Source organism: Clostridium sp. UBA5988 (assembly GCF_002435615.1).
Classification (GTDB): domain Bacteria; phylum Bacillota; class Clostridia; order Clostridiales; family Clostridiaceae; genus Clostridium_J; species Clostridium_J sulfidigenes.
In genome coordinates this window covers 103,908-128,940 of the sequence record NZ_DJBA01000075.1, presented here as the reverse complement: position 1 = coordinate 128,940, position 25,033 = coordinate 103,908, and the positions used below count along the sequence as shown (strand labels likewise).

The following is a 25,033-nucleotide window of genomic DNA, read 5'->3' as shown; positions in this document are numbered from 1 at the left end:
CTATAATTCATAAATTACTTAAAAATATTATATACCCTTAAGTAAATACATAATTTAATTAATCTATTTACTCTTTATTTTTCTATAAATCTCGGCTTATCTTCTTCTAGCAATTTCTCAAAAACAGATATAGGATCCTTAACTTTACTTAAGAACATCATGGCAGCAATTATATATGGCTTAAATCCAGCTTCACGGTATAGTAATTCACGATAACGATTAAATACAGATTTTTCCACTTCTCCAATTTCACAACTTACACCTGTTATATCCGCTGGTAAACAATGAAGATATAATGCTTTACCATCCTTAGTAAACTCCATCATTTTTTCATTGCATTCCCAATCCTTATATCTAGCATTTTCTTTCAACAATTCTTTTTCAAGTTCATCAATACCTGCTATATCCCCCTTTGAATATAGTTCTGTACGTTTTTCCATAGCTTCAAATGGTGCCCAGCTCTTTGGATAAACTATATCTGCATTTTCAAAGGCTTCTTTCATAGAATTAGTCTTTGTAAAGCTTCCACCATTTTTCTCTACATTTGCCTTAGCAACTTCCTCTACTTCAGGAAGTACATCATATCCTTCTGGGTGTGCTAATACAACTTCCATTCCCATTCTTGTCATAAGTCCAATAACTCCTTGTGGAACCGAAAGTGGTTTTCCATAAGAAGGTGAATAAGCCCAAGTCATAGCTAATTTTTTACCTTTTAAATTTTCCACTCCACCAAAATAGTGAATCAAGTGTAATAAGTCCGCCATACATTGAGTTGGATGGTCTATATCACATTGTAAATTAATCAGAGTCGGACGTTGTTCTAATACTCCATCAGCGTAACCTTCCTGAACAGCATTAGAAACTTCTTTCATATAAGCATTACCCTTTCCTATAAACATATCATCTCTAATTCCAATTATGTCTGCCATAAAAGAAATCATATTTGCAGTTTCACGGACAGTTTCACCATGAGCAATTTGAGATTTTCCTTCATCGAGATCTTGTACCTCTAGTCCTAATAAGTTGCATGCACTAGCAAAACTAAATCTAGTTCTAGTAGAATTATCTCTAAATACCGAAATACCTAATCCACTATCAAAAATTCTCGTGGATATATTATTTTCTCTCATTGAACGAAGAATATCAGCAACAACAAATACTGATTCTAATTCTTCATTACTTTTTTCCCATGTTAAGAAAAAATCATTATTGTACATCTCCCTGAAATCTAGTTTTTTAAGTCTCTCCATAAGATTTTTAATATTTTCCACAAAATCCACCCCTTGATTTTTTATCTTCTATTCCAGAATAAATTTCTATGCTTATTTTTTTGTAGTTCACCACAAACTCACTTACTGACTAGTTAATTAAATTATAACTCTTATACCATTTATTGTAAATACAGAATCGTATAATTCTAAATTTTTATTGGTTTTGTAGATTTATTGAACTTTTTTCATTGGTATAATCTAAATAACTTAGATTTATTTATTTCAAGCTTAGATTTTTTTATTCTCTTAATATTTATTCATAAATCCATTATGATTATTCATAAACTATAGTTAAGTATATATTTTTTATTTATTTTTTATATTAACTAGTTAGTAAAATATTTATAGCACTTCATGCATTATGCATAAGATATAATTATAAATTTAGAGGGGGAATTAAATTGCAAACAACTAATGCTCCAAAGAAATCGCTTGTTAGAATTAAACTAGATGACAAACCACCTATGAAACAAACTTTAATTCTTGCATTTCAAGCAATTTTTGCATGTTTCAGTGGTATAGTAGCAGTTCCACTAGTAGTAGCTGGTGCACTGGGATTAAAAATATCTGACACATCATTTCTAGTCTCATGTGCCCTATTTGCTTCTGGTCTTACAACACTTATTCAAGCTAAAGGTATTGGACCTATAGGAAGCAAGCTTCCATTTATCATGGGTACCTCCTTTGCTTTTGTAAGTCCGGCTATTGCCATCGGTAGCACTTATAACGGCAATATGACTTTAGGTATTGCTACCATATGTACAGCTACAATGGTAGGTGCCTTACTAGAAGTAATTCTAAGCTTTTTTATTAACCATGTTAAAAAAATTTTTCCACCACTTGTTACTGGTACTGTTGTAACTATGATAGGTATCACTATCATTCCTGTTGGAATTGATTGGTTAGCTGGCGGCTCTGGAAACCCAAACTATGGAGATCCTAAATTTTTATTGCTTGGTGCTATTGTCTTAATTATTATTATAATTACCAATCAATCTAAAAATACTTTTATAAGTTCTTGCTCAATATTTATAGGTATATTATGTGGATATTTATTAGCTATTCCTCTCAACTTATTAGACACTACTCCAATATCTGCTGCATCCTGGATTTCTATTCCTAGACCTCTTAAATTCGGAATTAAATTTTCTATACCAGCTATTATTAGTTTTTTAGCTGTTTATCTAGCAACTACTGTAGAAACTGTAGGTGATACTCTAGCTATTGGAGAGGCATGTGAAATTGAAGTTTCTAACAAACAACTTTCTGGAGGTGTACTTTGTGATGGTCTTGGATCAATTCTAGCTGGATTTTTTAACTCTACTGCAAATACATCCTTTAGCCAATGTACTGGCCTTATAAATGTTACAGGAGTTGCTAGTAGGTTTGTTATAATTATAGCTGGAATAATATTATCTATAATGGGTTTGATACCAAAATTTGCTTCTTTAATATCAATTATGCCGAGTCCAGTTCTTGGAGCTGCTGGTATAGTCATGTTCGGTTCTATTGCTTGTTCTGGTATTAAAATTCTAGGCAAAGTTGATATGACTAGAAGGAACATTTTTGTAATTGGGATATCTTTTGCTTTAGGTGTAGGTGTCATTGTTAGACCTGAAGCTCTTAGCATGTTGCCAGAATCCTTACAAATAATCTTTGGTTCTGGTGTAACAACTGCAACTATATTTGCTGTAATATTAAATTTAATCTTACCTAGTGATAAGTCTCAAAAACCTGTTATTAAAGCTAAATCTGGTATGTCTTTAAACAAATAACTACTTTGTATTCCCCAAATCTATATAAGAGATATAAAAAGTTGATCAATACTCTTTATATCTCTTATTTTTCCACAAAAAAATCCTAGCCTAAATATTAACTAGGATTTTTTCTATTCAATTTATTTCTTAAGGGATTTTTTTGTAGCATTAAATATTTTTTGATATCCTGTACATCTACATAAATGTCCAGATATTTCTGTTTTTATTTCTTCATCAGTATAATCTTTACCGCTATTTACCAGTGCTGTAGTTGTAAGTACTAACCCTGGAGTACAGAATCCACACTGAATTGCACCCTCTTCTATAAATGCCTTTTGCACCTTTGATAAGTTTCCATTTTCTGATACACCCTCTATGGTTAAAATTTCTTTTTTATCAGCCCAAACAGCCATATAAATGCATGAATCTATAGGTATTCCATCCACTAGTACTGTACAAGCTCCACATTCTCCAACTGAACATCCTTGCTTTACACCTGTATATTGAAGTCTATTTCTCAATACATCTAACAAAGATTCTCGTACATCTACTTCTAAATTGTAAACTTTTCCATTTACGTTTACTGATATTTTTCTATAATTCTTATCAATCATATTAAAATCCCACCTTATTTAGTTACTTCATAAATACCTCGTACTGTTAATTCTTTTATTAAATGCTCCCTATAAGCTTTTGATGCTCTCCATGAGTCTCTCGCACTTGCCGATTTTACTGCATATTGTGCAATATTATTAATATTTTCTTCTGAATTTTCTAAACCGATGGCATACTTCTCTGCATCCCTACATCTTATAGGAGTAGGCCCAGCTACCCCTAACGCTATTCTTAAATCTTTAAATTTATTTTCCTTAACACTAGCTACAACGCATACACTTAGCATAGAAATATCCATTGCCTTTCGATTACTATACTTAATATATGTTCCCCTTACTCCCTCATAGTCTTTTTTCTCAATTAAAATGCTTATTAGAATTTCATCTTTTCTTATATTAACCTTTCCAGGACCTTCGTAGAATTCCTCTATTGGAACTATTCTCTCTCCCTGAAAACTTCTAAGTCTTAATTTAGCATTAAAAGCAAATAAACTTGGTGCACTATCTGCTGAAACAGCTCCATTACATACATTCCCTCCAATAGTGGCCATATTCCTTATCTGTGGTCCTCCCATAGATATAGCCCCTTGCCCTAAAGCAGGAATAAAATCTTTTATAATTTTATTTCTATATATATTGGTAAAGCAAGTAGTAGAGCCAATTTCTATGGTGTCATTTTCTAGAACCTTTATGAAGTCTAATTCTTTTAATTTTTTTAGACTTAAAAGTTCTATTTCTTCCATATCACCATGATGTAATTTAATTAAAACATCAGTTCCACCAGATATTATTTTAAAATTATTATTTTCATGAAGGATTTTTATTGCCTCTTCTATACTGCTAGGTTCTAGTATATTCTTAATATCAAACATTTTTATCTTTAATAGAGATTTAATACTCTACTAAAATTCACCTCCTTCTATATTTATATAGTCTATTAACTATACAATCTGCACTATTAAATTTAAGATAAATCCTATATTAAGCCCTCTTCCTTAAACTTTTCAAATACTCTTTGCGGATTCATTGGTATTCTATTAAAAGCAACACCAGTTGCATCTAAAACTGCATTTCTTATTGCCGGAGCTGGAGAAAGTGTTGTATTTTCTCCTAAAGATTTTTGCCCAAAGCTTCCTGCATCATCTGGAATTTCTACAAATGCTGAACCAATATTAGGCGTGTCTAAAATAGTTTGTAATTTATAGTCTAAAAAATTGTTATTAAGAGTTCTTCCAGTCTTCTCATCAAATATCATTTGCTCTGATAGAGCATATCCAAGTGCCATACTTACACCACCGTGAACTTGCCCTTCTGCTAGCATTGGATTAATTATAGTTCCAGAATCATGAATATTATATATTTCTACTACAGTTATTTGACCAGTTTTTATGTCTACTTCAACCTCTGCAAAGGTTGCTCCATAAGCAACTACATTAGTCCTTATATTAACAGAAGTGTCACTAGTTATAGGGGAACTGTAAATCCTATCATAAAATGATTCTAATGCTATTTGCTCAAGAGAACAGACAACTATACCCGTTGTTTTTTCAACTATATTACAATCAACTATATCCATTACCTCTGGATTGAGACCATTTTTTCTGCTAGCAAACTGAAGAACTTTACTTTTTACCTCCATAGCAGCTTTTTTAACTGCAGCACCTGTAACAAAAGTCTGTCTTGATGCATAAGCACCTGTATCAAATGGAGTAACATCAGTATCTTGATTTGAAATTACATGAATCATATCAATTGGAATTCCTAAAACTTCTGAAGTCATTTGTGCAAATATAGTATCACTACCTTGACCAATTTCTGTAGCCCCAATTTGCAACTGTACCGAACCATCTTGATTCATCACAATTCTTGCACCTGCTGCTTCTAAAGCTACAGGATAGGTGCCTGCAAAATAACTAAAACAAGCCATTCCTACTCCACGTCTTAAACTACCTGTTTGATTTTTATATAGCTTTTTCTTTTCATTCCAATTTATTAATTCCATTCCCTTTTCAAGACACTGTGATAGCCCCATTGAACGCACCACATTTTTAGAGGATGGGTCTACATGATTTTGCTTCACCAAATTTTTCAATCTGAACTCCACAGGATCTATATTTAGTTCTCTAGCAATATCATCTAAATGACTTTCTAGAGCAAATGAAATTTGTGGAACCCCATATCCTCTCATAGCTCCTGCTACCGGCATATTAGTATATATAGTTTTAGGCTCATATTTTATAGCATTAAAATCATATAATGGTCTAAATTTACTCCCACAGCTCATGGTCACTGAATGTCCATGGGATGCATATGCTCCATTATTTACCAAGTTCTTTATATCTATTGCTAGTAACTTACCCTCCTTAGTAACTCCAGTTTTAAATGTAAATCGCATAGCATGACGAACTCTTGTGTCTATGAAACATTCTTCTCTAGTTAATGCATATCTAACTGGTCTTCCATTAACCGCAAGTGTCATTGCTGCAGTTAATGGCTCTATAACGACATCTTGCTTATTTCCAAATCCACCACCTATATATGGCTTTATAACCCTTATTTTTCCCCATGGCAACCCTAGTGCATGTCCTACTATCCTTCTTACAATATGTGGTATCTGAGTGGAAGTTACTATTACAATTCTTCCATCTGACTCCATATAAGCATACGCACTATGATTTTCCAGATGACAATGTTGTACAGTACTAGTATTAAATTTACCTGTAAATACTTTATCTGCTTCCCTTAACTCCTTTTCTATGTTTCCTACTCCATTACCAAAGGAGCTTATAATATTATCTTTTCTTTCTTCATGTATTATAGGGGCACCTTCTTTTATAGCTTCTTCCTGATCCATTACAAATGGTAACACTTCATATTCTACATCTATAAGTTTTATAGCTTTTAGAGCTATTATTTCATCTATAGCTACAACTGCAGCCACTGGTTCTCCACAAAAGCGAACTTTATCAGTTATGATTAATCTATCTTCTACATCTCTATGTGCTTTATCAAAGGTCCAAGGGTGTCCAGCCGTTGCAAATTTTATTTTTGGTAAATCTTCATAAGTAATTACCGCTTCAACACCTTCTAAATTTTTTGCTTTAGAAACATCAATACTTCTTATTTTTGCATGGGCATAAGGACTTCTAAGCACCTTTCCTATTAGCATTTCCCTTTCAAAATAGTCATCAGCATACTTAGCCTTCCCTGTGACCTTTGCCACACCATCTAATCTAGATACACTACTACCTATTACCTTATAATTCATAATCCTCTTTAGCAAGATTATACTCCTACTAAAGCACCTCCCTTTATTCTTACTGATTAATTAGTCACAAAAATATATAACTATACAAACTTTTTAGTGTTTTCTATAACTTTAACTCCCTACCTACGTAATTTCCTTTTTCATTACCTACCAATTTCCCATCCTTTATAATAAATCTTCCCCTTGAAATAGTCGTAATCACTTTACCTTTTACATCTAGTCCTTCATATAAATTGTAGTCACAATTGGAATGTGAGCAATTTATTTTATGCCTATCTAAAGGGTCAAATATTACAACATCAGCATCTGATCCTGGGAGTAACGTTCCCTTTTTAGGATATAAACCATGAATCTTTGCTGGATTCTTTGTAAATTTATCAATTATTTTATCACCAAACATTGTATACAATAAATTAAAAGAATATTCTATTCCCCCTATTCCCATAGGAATTAAATCTAAAGTTTCTCTTGCTTTTTCATTAGATTTAAATGGACAATGATCAGTACCTATCACACTAACATGATCTATATTTTTTCTTAATTCATCAATTTCTTCAAAAGACCTAAGAGGTGGTGTTAATGTATATAGAAAACCATCCTTTAATAAATAATTATCTTTAGATAAATAAAAATATTGAGGGCAGCTTTCTATAAATAAATTTTTATTTATTAAACTTTTATATAAATCCATAATTCGTCTTAAAGATTCTCCTGAACTAAGGTGTACAATATACATATACCCATCCATATTCTTAGTCATTTCAGCTAAAGTTAAAACTTCTGTAGTCTCACATAATGTGGGTCTATTTTCTTCATGGGATCTTACTGGAAACTTTCCCTCTCTGATTAACTCTTCATTTTCACTATGAGATAAAATTATAACTTTCATTTTTTTTGAAATCTTCAGTAAATTACCGATAGTTCTTAAGCCGGTTTTTCTATTACTAGAACTATAAGTAGTAAAAATTTTTATGCTACAAATTCCCCTCTTTTTAATCTCTTCAATAAATAGTTCTTCATTATCCAGAAAATTTGCAATAGTACTATGAAATCCATAATCTATAAGAGAAACCTTTGCTTTTCTTTTTCTGTCTACAAAAGCTTTTTCTAACTCTTCAATATTTTTTACAGGATCTAAAAAATCTATAAATGTTGTAATTCCACCATATGCAGCTACTATAGAACCATTGTAAAAATCGTCAGTAGAAACCTCATTACCCACTCTAAGCTGAAAATGTACATGAGGATCTATAAATCCCGGTAATACATAATTTCCTTTTGCATCATAAATATCTTTTGATAAGAAAATATCCTTTGACAGGTTTTTAATAATCCCATTATCAATGTACAAATTTCCTCTAATAAATTCCCCTTCCACATATATATTTCCATTGACTATGGCTAAATCATAACAATTCACAATATCAACTCCATATATTTACTATATATTAATATTTTACCATTATATTCTTTCATTTACCACAAAATATTATTGTACTAATAGAAATTATTGGTATGAACTATTAAAATAAATTCTCTAATATAGGTCTTGATAAACATAGCTCTAAGATTCAGAAGAAGTATTCCATACCACGGAAGCTGAGAACTCGTTATCTAGGGACGTAGCAGCTCTTTGCTACCGCCTTGAAGAATATGGAGTATTAGAACTGGTAGTAATAGGATAAATATTTATTGTAATAGATTACATTATTTTTAAAATCCCACTATACAAAACTTTAAAAAAGTATTATACTGTTAGTGATTTGATGAATTATTGAAAATATTTTGTATATTTTCAATGTTAAACTTATTTAGTAAGGGGGTATTTTTTAAGTGTGTTGTAACTTAGAAAAAAATCAAATGTTTAAGGAATTAGAAGACTTTATTAATTCCTTACCTACCAAAGATGGAGCTTTAATAGAGGTTTTGCATAAAGCTCAGCATATCTTTGGATATCTGCCTAAGGAAGTTCAAACTTTCGTCGCTAATAAACTAAATTTACCTATATCTAAAGTTTATGGTGTTGTAACATTTTACTCATTTTTCACTACAGAACCTCGTGGTAAGAATGTAATAAATGTATGCATGGGTACTGCATGTTTTGTTCGAGGTGCTGGAGATGTTCTTAAAGAATTTGAAAAAGAACTAGGTATTAAATCTGGACAAACTACAGAAGACATGAAATTTACACTTGGCTCTTTAAGATGTGTTGGTGCTTGTGGTCTAGCTCCAGTCTTAACCATAAATGATAAGGTTTACGGTCACTGTACTCCAACCCAAGTAAAAAGTATATTAGCCGAATATGAGTAGAATTAGGAGGTAACAAAGTTGAATAAAATAAATTCCTTTGAAGAATTAAAGAAAATTTATCAGGAATACAAATCATCCCTTGATATTAGAAAAGCAACTGGTATCGATGGCTTTGTTTGTGAAAAAAATAACTATAAAAAAGAAATACTTATTTGCGGAGGAACTGGGTGTAAATCTGCACAAAGTGATTTAATTAAAGATAACCTTGAAAAAGAAATTAGTAAGTTAGGTTTGGAAGATGAAGTATACGTTTCCATAACTGGTTGTTTTGGTTTCTGTGAAAAAGGTCCTATAGTAAAAGTTACTCCAGATGATGTGTTTTATGTTCACGTAACTCCTGAGGATGCTGAAGAAATCATAAATGAACATATTGTTAATGGAAATGTTGTACAAAGATTACTTTACGAAGAGCCAACTATAAAAGAAAAGGTTAAGACTCAAGATGAAATGACTTTCTATAAGAAGCAAGTTAGAATAGCTCTAAGAAATTGTGGATTAATAAACCCTGAAAATATTGATGAATATATTGCTGAAAAAGGATATCTAGCTCTTGGAAAATGCCTAACAGAATACACTCCTGATGACGTAATAAATGTTATATTGAAATCTGGACTAAGAGGAAGAGGCGGCGGTGGTTTTCCCACTGGTAAGAAATGGCAATTTGCAAAAGGCTATGATGCTGATCAAAAATATATTATTTGTAATGCCGATGAAGGTGATCCAGGTGCATTCATGGATCGTTCGATTTTAGAAGGAGATCCAAATAGTGTCCTTGAAGCTATGGCTATAGCTGGTTATGCCATAGGTGCTACTAAAGGTAATATATATATTAGAGCTGAGTATCCACTAGCAATTCAAAGACTTAGGATTGCTATAAATCAAGCTAGAGAATATGGACTCCTTGGTGAAAATATACTAAATTCAGGTTTTGATTTTGATATTGAAATTAAATACGGAGCTGGTGCATTTGTATGTGGTGAAGAAACTGCTCTTATTCACTCAATAGAAGGTAACCGTGGAGAACCAACAAATAAACCACCATTCCCTGCTGAATCTGGACTTTGGAATAAACCAACTTGCGTTAATAACGTTGAAACCTTGGCAAATATTCCAGCTATTATAAATAATGGTTCAGACTGGTTTAGTTCAATCGGCACTAAATCTTCTGCTGGTACTAAAGTTTTTGCTCTTGCAGGTAAAATTAATAACGTTGGCCTTGTAGAAGTACCTATGGGAACAACTTTAAGAGAAATTCTTTATGAAGTAGGTGGCGGAATTAAGTTTGATAAAGAATTCAAAGCTGTTCAAACAGGAGGACCTTCTGGTGGATGTATTCCTAAAGAATTTTTAGATACTCCTATTGACTTTGATTCTTTAAGTGCTATTGGTTCTATGATGGGATCTGGTGGAATGATAGTAATGGATGAAGATAACTGTATGGTTGATATAGCTAAATTCTATTTAGAATTTACAAAAGAGGAATCTTGTGGTAAATGTACCCCTTGTAGGATTGGTAACACTCGATTACTTGAAATTCTTGAAAGAATATCAAAGGGCGAAGGTGATTTAAGTGATCTAGATAAGCTTCAAGAGCTTAGTAACACTATAAAAGATACTTCACTTTGTGCTTTAGGACAAACTTCTCCTAACCCTATTCTTAGTACAATGAAATATTTCTATGATGAATATAGAAGTCACGTTGTAGATAAGATTTGTCCAGCAGGAGTTTGTAAGGACCTTATGAAATTTGTTATTACTGATAGATGTATTGGCTGTACTAAATGTGCAAGACAATGTCCAGTTGGATGTATCGAGGGGAAAGTTAAAACTAAGCATGTAATTGACCATAGCAAATGTATTAAATGTGGTGCATGCAAATCTAGCTGCCCAGTTGATGCAATAGATCTAGTTTAATAATTTAAAAGAGGTGAAAGTATTGAGTTTAGTTACACTTAAAATAAATAATAAAGAAATATCAGTGGAGCAAGGAACCACAATTCTTGATGCTGCACGTAAGCTTAATATAAAAATTCCTACCCTTTGCTACCTAAATCTTCATGATAAAAAGACAACTAATAAGCCTGGTTCTTGTAGAGTTTGTGTAGTTGAAGTGGAAGGAAGAAAAAATTTAGCACCATCTTGTTGTACAGCTGTTTCTCCAGGTATGGTTGTTAATACTAGTACTCCAAGAGTAATAGCGGCAAGAAAAACTATAATTGAACTTTTATTATCAGACCATTCTATGGATTGCTTAACTTGTCAAAAAAATTTAAATTGTGAACTCCAAGAGCTTGCTAGTACTTATGGAGTAACTAATTTAAAATACACTGGTTCAAAATCTGTAGCTGTAAAAGAACTTAAAAATCCATCTATAGTAAGAGATACTTCTAAATGTATTTTATGTAGAAGATGCGAAGCTGTTTGTAGCCAAGTTCAAAAAGTTGGTGCAATTGGACCAATAAATAGAGGTTTTAATACCACTATAAGCACTGCATTCTTTGAAGAGCTAAATAATAGTACTTGTACTTTATGTGGCCAATGTATAAATGTATGTCCTACTGGGGCCTTAATGGAAAAAGATAATACTATAGATGTATTAAACGCTATAGGTGATAAAGATAAATATGTGGTAGTTCAAACTGCTCCGGCTGTTCGTGCAGCACTTGGAGAAGAATTTGGTATTAACGAAGGTGCTGTTACTGGCAAGATGGTTGAAGCACTAAGAGAACTTGGTTTTAATAAGGTTTATGATACTGATTTTGCTGCAGATTTAACTATTATGGAAGAAGCTACAGAATTTCTAGGAAGATATAAGAGTGGTGAAAATCTTCCTATGATTACTAGTTGTTGTCCTGGATGGATTAATTTCATAGAAAAACATTATGGAAACCAATTAAATCTTCCATCAACATGCAAATCTCCTCAACAAATGTGGGGAGCTATTGCAAAAACATATCTTGCTGAAAAACTAGGTATACCATCGGAAAAACTTTATGTTGTATCTGTAATGCCATGTGTTGCTAAAAAATTCGAAGCTAACAGAGAAGAATTTGTCAATGAAAATAATAATCCAGATATCGATGTAGTTATAACCACAAGAGAATTAGCTAAGATGATTAAACGCTCTGGATTAGAATTTGCTTCTCTACCTTCCTCTGATTTTGATACTATTATGGGTGAATCTACTGGTGCTGGAGTTATTTTCGGAACTAGTGGTGGTGTTATGGAGGCTGCTTTACGTACTGCTTATGAATGGATTACAAATAGCACTTTAGAAGAACTTGATTTTAAATCTGTTAGAGGTCTTGAAGGAATCAAGGAAGCTTCATTAGTTATCGATGGTAACAAAATTAATATAGCTATTGTAAATGGACTTGCAAATGCAAAGAATTTGTTAGATAATATAGAAGATACATCTAAAAAATATCACTTCATTGAAGTTATGGCATGTCCAGGAGGATGTATAAACGGTGGTGGTCAACCATATTCTAATGAGCAATATTCATTAATAGAAAAAAGAATGAATGCTCTTTATAGTGAGGATGCTAATAAGGTTATAAGAAAATCTCATGAAAATCCTGAGATAATAAAGCTTTATGATGAATTCCTTGGAAAACCTAATGGAGAAAAATCTCACCATTTACTTCATACTCACTATATAAATAGATAAACACCTTAATTTAGTTATTAGTTATTAGTCCCTAACTAATATAAATATAAACATAAAAATGATGGTATAAATAAGTTATTTATACCATCATTTTTATATACTTTTTCTATTTACAATTGTAAAAATTAAAAACACATAAAGTAAAATTATCCTAAATTATAAAAAAATGTTACAAGCACCGGAACTAAAGAACTTAATATAACTCCATTTATAAATGAAATTATAGCTATCTCTGGATTTGTTGCTTTAGCTATAAGTGGTAATGTTGTATCCATAGATGTAGCTCCTGCAGGTGCTATGGCTGTGTATCCATTTAGTCTTTTAGCTAATATTGGAATTAAAATAACTGTTATCATCTCACGGAACACATTTGTTAAAAATGCTATAGCCCCTAAAGTATCTCCACCCATCTCTTTAAGCATTACTCCTGATAAGCTATACCATCCAAATCCTGAACCTATAGCTAAGCTCTCATTAATAGCCATATTAAATAGGAATCCTACTAAAAGTCCTCCTAGTAAACTACCTACAATTCCTCCAAATGGTACTAACAACACCTTAAATCCTGCCTTTTTTAGATCTTTAAATATGGTCTTGTTGCCACCTACATCTATACCAACTAAAAAGATTAAAACAAATAATGAAATGGATGCAAGATTATCAATACTACTCATTATTTCTGGTGGAAATACAAAATAACCACAACCCATTCCAACTAATATAGATACTATTATTATGTACGTCATATTACTTGTCCTCCCCGCATGCCTCATTTAAAAGCTCACTACACTCTTCAAATACAACATTTCCATCATCTAAAATCTCTGCATCTAAAATTTCACTATGGATTTCAGTAAGCACTTTTTCATTTTCTATGGTTTCCACATTTAAGATTGATTCTTCCTTGGGTAATTGATTTTCTTTAGGCATAAACTTTTCTGATAAAATATACACAAGTACTATACTTACACCTATTGTAGCTACTGCAAATAAAAAAGACTTTAACCCTATGGTCGGAAGATTTTTTATTATGCCCTTATCGGCTCCTATAGAAGCTCCCATAGAAAATAATAAGAATATTACACCAAGTTGTTGTAATTTACCATTTATATTTTTCCCCTTTTCACCTAATTTTAGAAAGTACCCTACAATGGCACCGAGTATTAATGCAATTAAAATTTCCATATGTCCCCCTCCTCTACCACGTTATTATATCATAGATTTGGAAACAGTTACATTATATTTAGATTATTTTTATTATATTTAACTTTATACCTTTATCCATGAAATTATTTGTAATAATAATGATAAATATATTTAATCTTGAATATATATAGGATATATTAAAAATTGATAAATAAGGAGTTATAATATGAAGAACATCTTTATGCCCTACTATATTAACGGTGATACTATTAGAGATATGTATAAAATAGCTATAAATCGATATGAAAACATTGAAATAAGTGGAAAAAGAGAAGAAACTACAATTCAAGCTACTCTACCATTGTCCGAACTAACTTGTGGAAAAATTATTCAAGGTTCAGCTACAGTGACTTTATCTAAAAGTACTCAAAGAAAATCAATAGATGAAATAGAGAATTCATCTATTAATTTATTTATAAATCTAGAAACTTTATTAAATCGAAATAATGCAATCAAATCTTTAAAAACAAATGGTGACCTGAATACAATTTCTCCTGGAGATATTGTAGAGTTCCAGTGTACTATAGAAAAATCAGATAGTACTTTAGAACTTTTAAGAAATACATTAGAATTACTTGAGTTTCAACAAATAACTTCAGATATAGATAATACCTCTATGATTAGTTGGATAAAAAGAAATATAAAATCTTTAGCAGAAGATAAAGTATTAAAATATCCTACCTCCCTTCCTTTTGATTCTGATACTTTAATTATTACTTCTGTTTGCAGTAAACATGCATCTATGGACATAGAGTGTTATATTGGTAGACCTTGTACAATCGTTGGTGAAATAGCAAGTTATGGCTATCCCCAGTCAAATCATAATATTATTGATAGTAACCCTTTAGTATCTAAATTATTATGGGGTTTTATTACATCTCATAGCAACTATAAAGACTTTGCTTCTCATTTAAACTATAATAATGAATTTCCTTCTAATAAGAGAGTGTTAGAAATTGTTCCTTTTATAATTTATATGTGATAAATATATTGTTTTAGTAATATTTACAGATTGTACTAATATTAATAATTATATCTATTAATATTAGGGGGATTTATATGGACAAGTATTTTAAACTTACTGAAAACGGAACTAACGTAAAGCGTGAAATTGTTGCTGGAATTACCACTTTTCTAACAATGGCTTACATTATTGCTGTAAATCCTAACTTCCTTAGTACAGCTATGGGTGATGGTACTGCTGGAGCACTTGTAACTGCTACATGTCTAGCTGCAGGACTTACTACTATACTCATGGGACTATATGCTAATGCACCTTTTGCACTGGCATCTGGTATGGGACTTAACGCCTTCTTCGCATTTACAGTATGCGGTGCCATGGGTGTTCCATGGCAAATAGCACTTACTGCTGTTTTTGTAGAAGGTATAATTTTCATCATTCTATCTGTAACTAGAGTGCGTGAAGCTGTAGTTAATTGTATTCCACTTACAATGAAGCATGCTGTTACTGCTGGTATTGGACTTTTTATTGCTTTTATAGGTTTAACAGGTGCTGGTATTGTAGTGTCTAATGAAGCTACCCTTGTATCTCTAGGTTCTATGGTAGCTCCTGGTGCTATAATCGCAGTTATTGGCATTCTTATTATAGCTGTTTTGAACTCTAAAAACATTAAGGGAGCTATGCTTTGGTCCATTCTGATTTGTTCTATAATCGGTTGGATATATGCAGTTATAAATCCTGAAGCAGCTACTGCCGCTGGCATATATCTTCCAAATGGATTATTCAAATATGAATCTATCAAATCAATTGCATTCAAGCTTGACTTCTCCGTATTCACTAATAGTTCGGCTCTTCTTAATTTTATAACAATTTGTCTTACTTTCTTGTTTGTAGATTTTTTTGATACAGTTGGTACTTTAGTTGGTGTATGCTCTAAGGCAAATATGTTAGATAAAGATGGTAATGTACCAATGGCAAGAAAAGCTCTACTCGTAGATGCTATAGGAACCACCTTTGGTTCTTTAGTTGGAGTTTCAACCGTTACTACTTATGTAGAAAGCGCAGCTGGAGTTAGTGAAGGTGGAAGAACTGGATTAACAGCTGTTACTACAGGTATTCTATTCTTATTGGCAATGTTCCTATCTCCAATATTTATAGCTATACCTGGTTGTGCTACAGCTCCTTGCTTAATTTGGATTGGTTTTATGATGCTAGAAAGTGTTATGAAAATAGACTTTACTGATTTTACTCAAGGCTTCCCTGCATTCATTACTATAGCTGCAATGCCATTATGTTATAGTATAGGTGATGGTCTTACCCTTGGAGTTCTTTCATATACATTAATAAACTTATTAAATAATATATTTGGTAAGAAAGAAAATAAAAAACCAATCTCAATAGTAATGTATATTTTATCCATCATATTTATACTAAAACTTATATTTATGTAATATATGTTTTAGTTATCATTAATTTAAAAAGGTAATCACCGAAAATTTTTCAGTGATTACCTTTTGTATATCTATATATCCATAAGATTTCTTCTATAATTCATATATAACCTTCTTAGGATTCTCATATCTTCATCTACAATTAATTGTAACTCAGATAATTCCTTATAATTTTTATCATTAATTGCTTCTCTCATTTGAGTGAATAAGCTTTTACTTACATAATTATCTTTCATAAGCTTTTCTCTTAGCTTATTTATTTCACTCCATTTTTCAAGATCATACTCCATAAAATCATCGCCATTAGATCTTCTAATGTTTCTAATTTCATTAGAATAGTTCGGAAGAATTCTATGCTCTAACTCAGTAGTCCATCTTTCAAGTACAGCTTCCCTATATCCTTTAATTACTTTATTAGTTATTACTCCATCTTTAGTTAAAACATGTACCCTAGATTCATCTTCAAAAGCTAATAAATTTTCATATACAGTACTTGGCGCCTTACCAAAATACTCTTCTCTTTCTTCCTCAGTATAGAATTCAAATACATCTTCTTCACTTCTATAGCATCTACCTTCCTCTAGGTAAGAAGTTTTTTCTCCTGGTTTTTTAGAAAGTTCTGCTAAAAGTTCTTCTCTACTTTTATTATTTGTAACTACATAGCTTATTCCATCTACCATAGATATTATAACTGAAGATAATACTAAATAAATATTTGTATTAGGATTTGGTGATCTCAACTCAAACCTAGTAGCCATTGGATTAATTGCATCTCTCACTAGTCCTACAAGAATAGTTCTATTTCTTGAAGGCACATCTTTAGTAAATCCTAAGGAAGTTACTATACATACGGGTGCTTCAAAGCCTGGTTTTAATCTTTGTAATGCATCATAATTTGAAGAAACAAAGGGATTTATTACTTCATAATTCTTTAATACTCCCATTATTGCTCCGTATCCTACTTCACTTAAAAAGTCTTTTTCAGCATAACTGTGGAATAGATTCATCATCTTACCATTTTTAAGCTTTATAGTAACGCCTACATGTAAATGTTCTCCATTTCCTGCTACTTCTTCAATTGGTTTAGCTTGGAATGTAACTTCAAGACCATTTTTTCTAAAAGTTTCTTTTATTAAACCTCTTACCAAAAGTTCATTATCACAAGTTTGAAGGGCTGTAGAAAACTTCCAATCCACTTCTAATTGTTCCATTATGTGAGTTAGAACTCCAGATTCAGATAGTTTAGCTTTAACTCCCCCTACTTCTTTATGACCCATTTCTGGTTCTAGTCCATATTTAGCTAATAAATCTAAAGATTTTTCCAATGCTGTTCTTACAGGCCCCTTAGTTCTCTTCCAGTACTGCTCCTTTAATACTTGGGAAGTGGATAATTCTTCTATTTCAGCTAATTCATTTGGAGTATTTACCCAAAACTCTAACTCTGTAGCTGCTGTAATACTTACGTCCTCTATTTCATCATAGTTTATATCAAAGTTAGTTAAAAATTGTGGATTTTCTTCAAATAACTTCATCATAGAAGCTCTAAAGTGATCTACAGAATTTTTTAGTATGTGCCTAGAATCTACGGCAACATCTTCATGGTATAAGTGACATGGCATTCTAATAGTTCCTACTGGTTTATTTGTTTCTTCATCTATATAATCATAATTATAATCTACATACCAATTACAAGTTAAATCAACCTTCATATCTACCTTTGCATTATTAAGGGTAGCTATTCCCGGTAATATTACAGATGATCCATCAGTCTGGACAGCTGTACCATGTAAAAATGTCTCAATATCTTCTATGAAATTTTTAACAGGAATTTTTTCGTCTGTATCATTACCTAAAAAGTCAATACCAACTAGAGAAACAAATCTTATTTCCTTATGCTGCTGAAGTATTTTTAGTAACTCCTCTTTATTTTGTTTATTAGTAGGTATTACAAATAATAAACTCATATAATATAAGCCCCCTTTTATAATTGTGTTCAATATTTGCATTATAGCATAATATAAAAACATTGAATATAATTAATTTTGTTAACAATAAGTTAATATATATAGTTTTTTTTCGACTTTTTATTAATAATATATTAATTTTTTACACTTTGTTAATATATAATCCTTTACATTGCAAGTTAAACCTTTTCACTTTACGTAAAATATATAATTAACCCAATATAAAATTCACCTAGATATTTTAATATTTATAATATTTTTTCTCATTCAAATTATTCTTTCTATTAATTATACAATTTATACAAACTATAGAACTCTAAAATCACTCAATATATTGACATAACTTTAATAGAATTATACTATTAATTTATTGGCTAAAGTTGACTAAATTTAGTAAATATATAGTTTATATAAGAAATTAAGGAGAATACATTTATGAAATTATTATTTTTCGATACTGAAACTACTAGTATAAAACCTGGAAATATATGTCAATTATCATATATTACTGTTGATACTAGCACAAAACCTCAAACAACAGTAGGTAAAAATTATTTCTTCACTGTAGAAGAAATGAATGAAAGTGCTGAAGCTATACATGGCTTTTCTTTAGAAAAGCTCTACGAACTGAGTAATGGAAAATATTTCGAAGATACTTATGAGGAATTTATAGATGATTTTATCAATAGTGATATAATTATTGGACACAATGTTCAATTTGATATTAAATTTTTAAAAAGCGAACTAGAATTTTTAGATATTCCTTTTAATCCTAAGGGTTCATTTTGTACTATGTCATATTATAAAGAAATATGTAAAGCTACTAATTCTAGAGGATTATTAAAAAATCCTTCTCTTGGAGAAGTGATAAACTTTTTAAACCTTAAGGAAGATTTTCTTCAAAATAAATGTACTTCTCTATTTGGTGAGACATCTGGCTATCATGATGCAAGATTTGACACAACTTGTACTTATATGTTAGTAATTCAAGGAATAAAAACTGGATTAATTCCTCCAAAATATTTTACTAATATGTTACAATTTAAGTAATACTATGAAGTAAAACTTTTATTTTAGGAGTGATTTAAATGATAGCTATTAAAAATGTTACTATCCACACTATGGCGGAAGATGAAATTATCAAAAATGGTGTTATACTAATTGATAATGGCAAAATATGCAACCTTGGTTCAAACATAACAATTCCTGAAAACATAGAAATTATCGATGGGAAAAATGGCTTTTTAATGCCAGGTATTATTGATGCTCATTGTCATATTGGAATGTGGGAAGATGGATTAGGATTTGAAGGTAGTGATGGAAATGAAGCTACTGATCCAGTTACACCTCATCTTAGAGCTATAGATGCAATAAATCCTGTGGACAAATGTTTTCAAGAAGCATTAGATGCTGGTATTACAACTGTAGCAACTGGTCCTGGAAGTGCTAATGTAATTACTAACATGGTGCAGTAGTTTTTATTCCATTTTAACATACTTAATTTTTAATAGCTATCATTTATTTTTGATTTTCTTTGAAATCTCTTATAATTCCATTATAGTTATCACTTAAATTTTGATTTATATTCCATTTTTTAGCTGATACACGCAAAGTATTAACTTTAATTATAATTTTATCATAGATTTCTATATTATTATTTTCATCTAATTGAATAAATAAAATATCTTCTATGAATTCGCTTTTATCTAATGTCGTTAGATTTTTAGTTCCATGTTCCAACTCTTTTAATAGCTTTTTAAAATTGTTTATATTATTTAATATATCATCTTTATTTTTTATAACTATATTTAATTCACTTTTTTCTTCTTCTAATTTTTTATTTTCTTCCTCTAGCAAATTTATTCTCTTATTTACTATATCTTCTTTAGTATTTGAGGAATCTAAAAGCATATCTATTAATTTTTCTACTTTTCTTTTATTTTCTTCAAGTATATTCTCGATATCGGTAGCTTTCTTTTTTATATTAGTTATGTCTGTTTTCTTAACTTCAGCTAATTTCTTATCTAAATATTTATTAGCTACATCTATTTCATGAAGTAATATTTTTTTATATTTACCATTGCAATACTCGTCTATAACCTCTTCTAATTCGCTTTCAAAAATGTTTCTACTAGTACATCCACTCTTAGCCTTACCTAGCTTTTTACGCCTATTACACACGAATATACCCCTTTTAGTGCCATCCTTATTATAGTACATATTGTGAATATAATTACCCCCACATTCACACTTAATTTTATTAGCATATTGGCTTTTGGTGTACCCTCTATATCCTCTGCCATTCTTTCTTCTACCGTTTATCAATTCTTGTGCTTTAGCAAAATCTTCTTCGGATATTATGATATCTATTCTTTCATTTTTCATTTTTAACCATTGGTCTTCTGATAGCTCAACTTGGCTAGTTTGATTAAAAATATCATTTTTCATATATCTGTTTCTTACATTTACACCGCAGTATTTTGGATTTTGAATAATATATAAAATCATATTCTCTGTGAACTCTTTACCTTTTCTATTTCTATATCCTTCGCTCGTTAATATTTCTCTAATTTTTCTACCACCATTGCCATTTAGATAAAGTTCAAATATATATTTTACTACTTTAGATTCATTTTCATCTATTTCAAGTCTGTTTTGTTCAATATCCCCTTTATATCCATATGGAATTATGTTCATGGGAATTATGTTTTGCTCTGCACTTCTCTTTTTTCCCCATTTAATTATTTTGCTTTTGTTGCGAGATTCTTCTTCTGCTAATTGTTGAAGTATACCTACTAGCAATACATCATCTTCTGACTCTGTACTTTTATTGATATCATCAAAAACAATGTACACACCTTGATTTTTTAACTTTCTTATTACTTCTTTTATTTCACTATTCCTACTAAATCTACTTATAGACTTAGTTATTATATAATTAAATTTAGGTTCTTTATTAGTACTATAAATATTAATATTACCTCTTTTTACTTCTAGCTCTAAACCTGCATCTTTTAACATCCTTTGAAACTCAGTTCTATTTTTTATAGAAGTTCCACTTTCTCTCTCTGCATAAGTTTCTATTATCTCATAATCAGAATAATGTTCTTTAAAATATGTCATTTGTGCTTGATAACTTTGGTCTTGTTCTATGTGGTCAGTGCTAACTCTTACATATACACAAGCTTTCTTTTTCACTATTTCTCACCTTACCTCTTATTGTAATAAATATATTATACTATATAGTTTGCACCATGTATACAAATATTAATCAATCACAATTATATTATTAGTTTCACCTTTACAATTATGACAATTATATTTATGTAATCACCTAAAATAAAAAAGGCAACAAGTAAAATTAATTACTTATCACCTTTGAATATGTATTAAACTAATTTATTTTTAATTTCTTCTACATCCTTTTTTACTTCTTCTATCACTCCGAACTTGTCCGTTAAAGATGTAATAATTTCTTGATATTTTACTTCTCTAACTTTGCTATCTTTTAACATATAAAAGAATAAATAAACGAATAGAACTGCAAATATACCATAGGAAACTACCATTTTAATTATTTCACTTTCCATATAAAAACCTCCTCTCTTATCGATATTTAGGTCTTTTTAAATCAACAAACTTAGCACTAAAATTATTATTAGGTATCATTATCATAACAACGTCTCCTATAGCTAATGTAAGTCCAGCTCTATAAGGTATTGTACTTTCGTTGTCATTAATCTTAACAGTACATTTTTTATTTGTAGTATCAATACTAACAATTCTACCCTCAATATATCTGTTGAATGATAAATTACTAATCATACTTTTAATTTTTATGTTTATTGCTTTTAACATTTCATTCTGAATTTCATCTCTTAACATACTATCACCTACCTTATCTTCTTCTAGTTGATTCTTGTTCTGCTTTTTGAGATAGTCCTAACAATGCCTTTTCAATCTCGTCTGAACTTGTAGCATTAGGGAAATTAGCATTTACATGATAAGTGTTAGAAGTTGATGAAGTTTTTTTATTAAAACTAGATAATTGTTTAGCTAGTTGCTCAGCTAACTTATTAGAATTAAATGGATTATAGTCCCTAGGCATTACCATTTCGCCTTGGTGTAATAATGCTAGTCCGTTTGTTGCAAGATTATTATTACCTATTGCATAAGAGTTATAACTTCCATAGCTATAACCACTATTACCACCACTATTATTCATTTCATCTTTCCCACTTTTCCAAAATGACAATTTATCAACCAGCCAACTTACCTTCTCTTCTACCCAACTACAAATATTTTCCCAAATTGACTTCATACCATCCCACACAGAACTAAATATTTCTTTACCTGCGTTCCACATTTTAGTTCCGATAGATTTAATAGTACCAACTGGGTCTTCTTTTACTTTTTCAAACCATTTAACTAAATTACCCCATATTTCTTTACAACCATTCCATAGTTTTGAGAAAGCTTCTTTACCACCTTTATATAAATCAACTCCCCAAGAAATTATTGTATTTATAATCGTTACTAAAATAGATAGTAAGAAATCAACAATACCATCCCATAAATTAAAGAATAATTTCTTAATTGCTTCCCAACATCCTTTCCAGTCTCCATGAAAAGCTTTAGAAAATACATTAAATATATCTTTTACAAAATTTAAGGCTGTATCTACAACTATACTTATAGCTTCCCAAACTCCTTCTAAAAGAAATTTTACAGTATTCCATTTATCTCCCCAATCTTTTTCAAATATTTTTCCCCAAGATGCAAAGAAATCTTTTATTCCTGTTAAGAAGTTTACAAATATATTTTTAATTCCTTCAAAAATTGTTTGTCCTAGCTCTTTAACTTTATTCCAAGCACCTTCCCAATCACCTTGGAACAATGAAGCAAAAATAGAAAACGTTTGTGAAATAACATCTAATGCAAGTTTAAATACATCTTTAATAGTATTAAATATAGTTTCGGTAAGAGTTCTTATACCCATTAAATTAGTATCCCATGCCATTTTAATAAATTCCCAAATACTTGTTACTATTATCTTACAACTTTCCATGACTTCCCCTATAGTATCTCTAATTCCACAAAAGTTGGTTGATATTGCTAAAGCTAATCCTACAACTCCCACAACTACTAAGGCAATTGGAGCTAAAAATGCAGTTAAAGACATACCTGCTGTAGATGCTATTGCACTTATTGCACCAAAAGCACTATGTAAAGTTGTAAATATTTTAATTCCTTTGCTAACTACTAATAATACGGGACCGACTGCCGCTAATATCAATCCTATTTTTACTATCATTTCTTGGGTACCACTATCTAACTCACTTATCTTCATTACTATGTCAGTAAATTTCTGAACGATAGGTGTAATCATAGGTAATAGGTTTTGACCTATTGTTGCTCCTAATTGTTTTAAACTCTCTTTAAAAATCCTCATACTATTCGCAGTACCATCACTTGTATTTGCAAAGTCACCTTGAGCATTTTTAGTGGCGTTCATAACATAAGCATATCTTAGATTAACCTTTTCAGCTTCTGTCATTTCTTTAGTAGTTTTACCAAATCCATTTGCTAAGGCAAAGGCATCTAAATTAGTTTGAGTCATTACAATTCCTAAAGTTTTTAAGCTCTCAGTTTCTCCTGTAAATACACCATTTAAAGCTGTCATGGCTTGGTCTACTCCTATGTTTTTGAAAGAAGATAAATCTCCTGCTAAACCTGTCATGGACATAGCCATTGTACTTGCTTCTTTAGTATTTAATCCCATGGAAGTTGCCATATCTCCAAATGTACTACTTACATCTAAAGCAGTACCCTGTGCTATACCAAATTTATTTAATGTTGTCTTACTCCATTGTTCTACATCTTTAGCATTATCACCGAAGGCTACACCAACTTTATTAAGAGATTCATTAAAATCACTTGCTAAATTTGTTGCCGCAGTTCCTAGTCCAACAATGGGAACTGTTAATCCTACGGTTAATCCCTTACCTAAATTTCCAATACCGTCAGCTAATTTATTTAATCCACTGAATTTATCTTGCAACTTATTCATACTTTTAGAAAAACTATTTATTATTCCATTTGCAGATGTATCAGCTTGTTTTTCTATATTTTTAAAATCTTGTTTTACTCTATCTCCATCTACGGTTACTGAAAAACTATACTCGGCTAAATTTATTGTTCCTGCCATATTACTACCTCCTTTCTAAGAATAAAAAAAGGGTATAAAACCACAACTGTGCAGTCTTACACCCTCATTCTTAATTTTCTAATTTATTTTTTAATTTTCTAATTCTTGTCAAATCTGCATCTTTGGTATTTAATATCTTACATTGTTGTAAATATTCTCTGCCTTCTTCACTAGATTCTAATTCGAAAATCATGAATTGCTTCAAAAGACTTAGAAATACTTGATAGGGAAGTTCTATAACTTCTCTATATCCCATACCGCTATTTTTAATCAGATAAGCCACATTTTTCATAATTTCAATATTATCACCTTCTATATTCCCACCACTACCACTGTTGGGAAGTGAAGGCATT

General features: G+C 30.8%; 21 protein-coding genes. 8 read left to right on the top strand and 13 right to left on the bottom strand.

Features of this window, described 5'->3' with window-relative positions:
• Positions 1 to 74: 74 nt before the first annotated feature.
• Positions 75 to 1,271 (bottom strand): knotted carbamoyltransferase YgeW, encoded by a 1,197-nt coding sequence (ygeW, locus tag B3J31_RS16145; RefSeq protein ID WP_346868010.1) that lies wholly within the window; start codon positions 1,269 to 1,271, stop codon positions 75 to 77.
• A 401-nt stretch (positions 1,272 to 1,672) separates the two neighbouring features.
• On the opposite strand from ygeW, the gene B3J31_RS16140 reads away from it, so the two are divergent.
• Complete coding sequence (locus B3J31_RS16140) at positions 1,673 to 3,046, top strand: nucleobase:cation symporter-2 family protein (protein WP_346874241.1); 1,374 nt, start codon at positions 1,673 to 1,675, stop codon at positions 3,044 to 3,046.
• Between the two features lie 122 nt (positions 3,047 to 3,168).
• On the opposite strand, the gene xdhC is transcribed toward B3J31_RS16140, so the two are convergent.
• The 4 genes from xdhC to B3J31_RS16120 form a co-directional block, all read right to left on the bottom strand.
• Entirely contained in the window at positions 3,169 to 3,642 is a 474-nt protein-coding gene (gene xdhC / locus B3J31_RS16135; RefSeq protein WP_346868012.1) for a xanthine dehydrogenase subunit XdhC, read from the bottom strand.
• Positions 3,643 to 3,656: 14 nt separating this feature from the next.
• Positions 3,657 to 4,514: a xanthine dehydrogenase subunit XdhB gene (xdhB, locus tag B3J31_RS16130; RefSeq protein WP_346868013.1), complete on the bottom strand. Its 858-nt coding sequence runs from the start codon at positions 4,512 to 4,514 to the stop codon at positions 3,657 to 3,659.
• Between the two features lie 104 nt (positions 4,515 to 4,618).
• On the bottom strand, positions 4,619 to 6,910 hold the full coding sequence (xdhA, locus tag B3J31_RS16125) for a xanthine dehydrogenase molybdenum-binding subunit XdhA (protein ID WP_150843384.1): 2,292 nt from the start codon (positions 6,908 to 6,910) through the stop codon (positions 4,619 to 4,621).
• A 103-nt stretch (positions 6,911 to 7,013) separates the two neighbouring features.
• Positions 7,014 to 8,330, bottom strand: a complete 1,317-nt coding sequence (locus tag B3J31_RS16120; protein WP_346868014.1) for an amidohydrolase family protein — start codon at positions 8,328 to 8,330, stop codon at positions 7,014 to 7,016.
• 413 nt (positions 8,331 to 8,743) lie between these two features.
• Here B3J31_RS16120 and nuoE point away from each other — a divergent pair, with 413 nt between their 5' ends.
• The 3 genes from nuoE to B3J31_RS16105 are packed head-to-tail and all read left to right on the top strand — an operon-like array spanning position 8,744 to position 12,890.
• Positions 8,744 to 9,220 carry an NADH-quinone oxidoreductase subunit NuoE gene (nuoE, locus tag B3J31_RS16115; protein ID WP_414632077.1) on the top strand — a complete coding sequence of 159 codons (477 nt, stop codon included), beginning with the start codon at positions 8,744 to 8,746 and terminating at the stop codon, positions 9,218 to 9,220.
• 18 nt (positions 9,221 to 9,238) lie between these two features.
• On the top strand, positions 9,239 to 11,134 hold the full coding sequence (locus tag B3J31_RS16110; RefSeq protein WP_346868015.1) for an NADH-quinone oxidoreductase subunit NuoF: 1,896 nt from the start codon (positions 9,239 to 9,241) through the stop codon (positions 11,132 to 11,134).
• A 22-nt stretch (positions 11,135 to 11,156) separates the two neighbouring features.
• A complete protein-coding gene (locus B3J31_RS16105; protein ID WP_346868016.1) occupies positions 11,157 to 12,890 on the top strand; it encodes an NADH-dependent [FeFe] hydrogenase, group A6 in 1,734 nt (577 codons plus the stop codon).
• Positions 12,891 to 13,036: 146 nt separating this feature from the next.
• On the opposite strand, the gene B3J31_RS16100 is transcribed toward B3J31_RS16105, so the two are convergent.
• Entirely contained in the window at positions 13,037 to 13,636 is a 600-nt protein-coding gene (locus tag B3J31_RS16100; protein WP_150842402.1) for a LysO family transporter, read from the bottom strand.
• 1 nt (position 13,637) lies between these two features.
• Positions 13,638 to 14,075, bottom strand: coding sequence for a LysO family transporter (locus B3J31_RS16095; RefSeq protein ID WP_150842401.1), 438 nt, complete (start codon positions 14,073 to 14,075; stop codon positions 13,638 to 13,640).
• A gap of 187 nt (positions 14,076 to 14,262) precedes the next feature.
• On the opposite strand from B3J31_RS16095, the gene B3J31_RS16090 reads away from it, so the two are divergent.
• Positions 14,263 to 15,078 (top strand): hypothetical protein, encoded by an 816-nt coding sequence (locus B3J31_RS16090; RefSeq protein ID WP_346868017.1) that lies wholly within the window; start codon positions 14,263 to 14,265, stop codon positions 15,076 to 15,078.
• Between the two features lie 77 nt (positions 15,079 to 15,155).
• A complete protein-coding gene (locus B3J31_RS16085) occupies positions 15,156 to 16,508 on the top strand; it encodes a solute carrier family 23 protein (protein ID WP_150842399.1) in 1,353 nt (450 codons plus the stop codon).
• A gap of 71 nt (positions 16,509 to 16,579) precedes the next feature.
• Here B3J31_RS16085 and B3J31_RS16080 read toward each other — a convergent pair whose 3' ends face one another.
• Positions 16,580 to 18,472 (bottom strand): glutamine synthetase, encoded by a 1,893-nt coding sequence (locus B3J31_RS16080; protein WP_346868018.1) that lies wholly within the window; start codon positions 18,470 to 18,472, stop codon positions 16,580 to 16,582.
• Positions 18,473 to 18,907: 435 nt separating this feature from the next.
• Here B3J31_RS16080 and B3J31_RS16075 point away from each other — a divergent pair, with 435 nt between their 5' ends.
• Entirely contained in the window at positions 18,908 to 19,522 is a 615-nt protein-coding gene (locus B3J31_RS16075) for a 3'-5' exonuclease (protein ID WP_346868019.1), read from the top strand.
• 38 nt (positions 19,523 to 19,560) lie between these two features.
• The gene (locus B3J31_RS16070; protein ID WP_346874240.1) at positions 19,561 to 19,947 is read left to right on the top strand and encodes a hypothetical protein; all 387 of its coding nucleotides are present in this window, start codon (positions 19,561 to 19,563) and stop codon (positions 19,945 to 19,947) included.
• A gap of 43 nt (positions 19,948 to 19,990) precedes the next feature.
• Here the strand turns inward: B3J31_RS16070 and B3J31_RS16065 are convergent, their stop codons facing one another.
• The 5 genes from B3J31_RS16065 to B3J31_RS16045 form a co-directional block, all read right to left on the bottom strand.
• Positions 19,991 to 21,670, bottom strand: coding sequence for a recombinase family protein (locus B3J31_RS16065; protein ID WP_346874239.1), 1,680 nt, complete (start codon positions 21,668 to 21,670; stop codon positions 19,991 to 19,993).
• Between the two features lie 191 nt (positions 21,671 to 21,861).
• Entirely contained in the window at positions 21,862 to 22,062 is a 201-nt protein-coding gene (locus B3J31_RS16060; protein ID WP_346874238.1) for a BhlA/UviB family holin-like peptide, read from the bottom strand.
• Positions 22,063 to 22,078: 16 nt separating this feature from the next.
• On the bottom strand, positions 22,079 to 22,357 hold the full coding sequence (locus tag B3J31_RS16055) for a hypothetical protein (protein ID WP_346874237.1): 279 nt from the start codon (positions 22,355 to 22,357) through the stop codon (positions 22,079 to 22,081).
• Positions 22,358 to 22,370: 13 nt separating this feature from the next.
• Positions 22,371 to 24,680 (bottom strand): phage tail tape measure protein, encoded by a 2,310-nt coding sequence (locus B3J31_RS16050; RefSeq protein WP_346874236.1) that lies wholly within the window; start codon positions 24,678 to 24,680, stop codon positions 22,371 to 22,373.
• A 70-nt stretch (positions 24,681 to 24,750) separates the two neighbouring features.
• The gene (locus tag B3J31_RS16045) at positions 24,751 to 25,032 is read right to left on the bottom strand and encodes a hypothetical protein (RefSeq protein ID WP_346874235.1); all 282 of its coding nucleotides are present in this window, start codon (positions 25,030 to 25,032) and stop codon (positions 24,751 to 24,753) included.
• Between the last annotated feature and the right edge of the window lies 1 nt (position 25,033).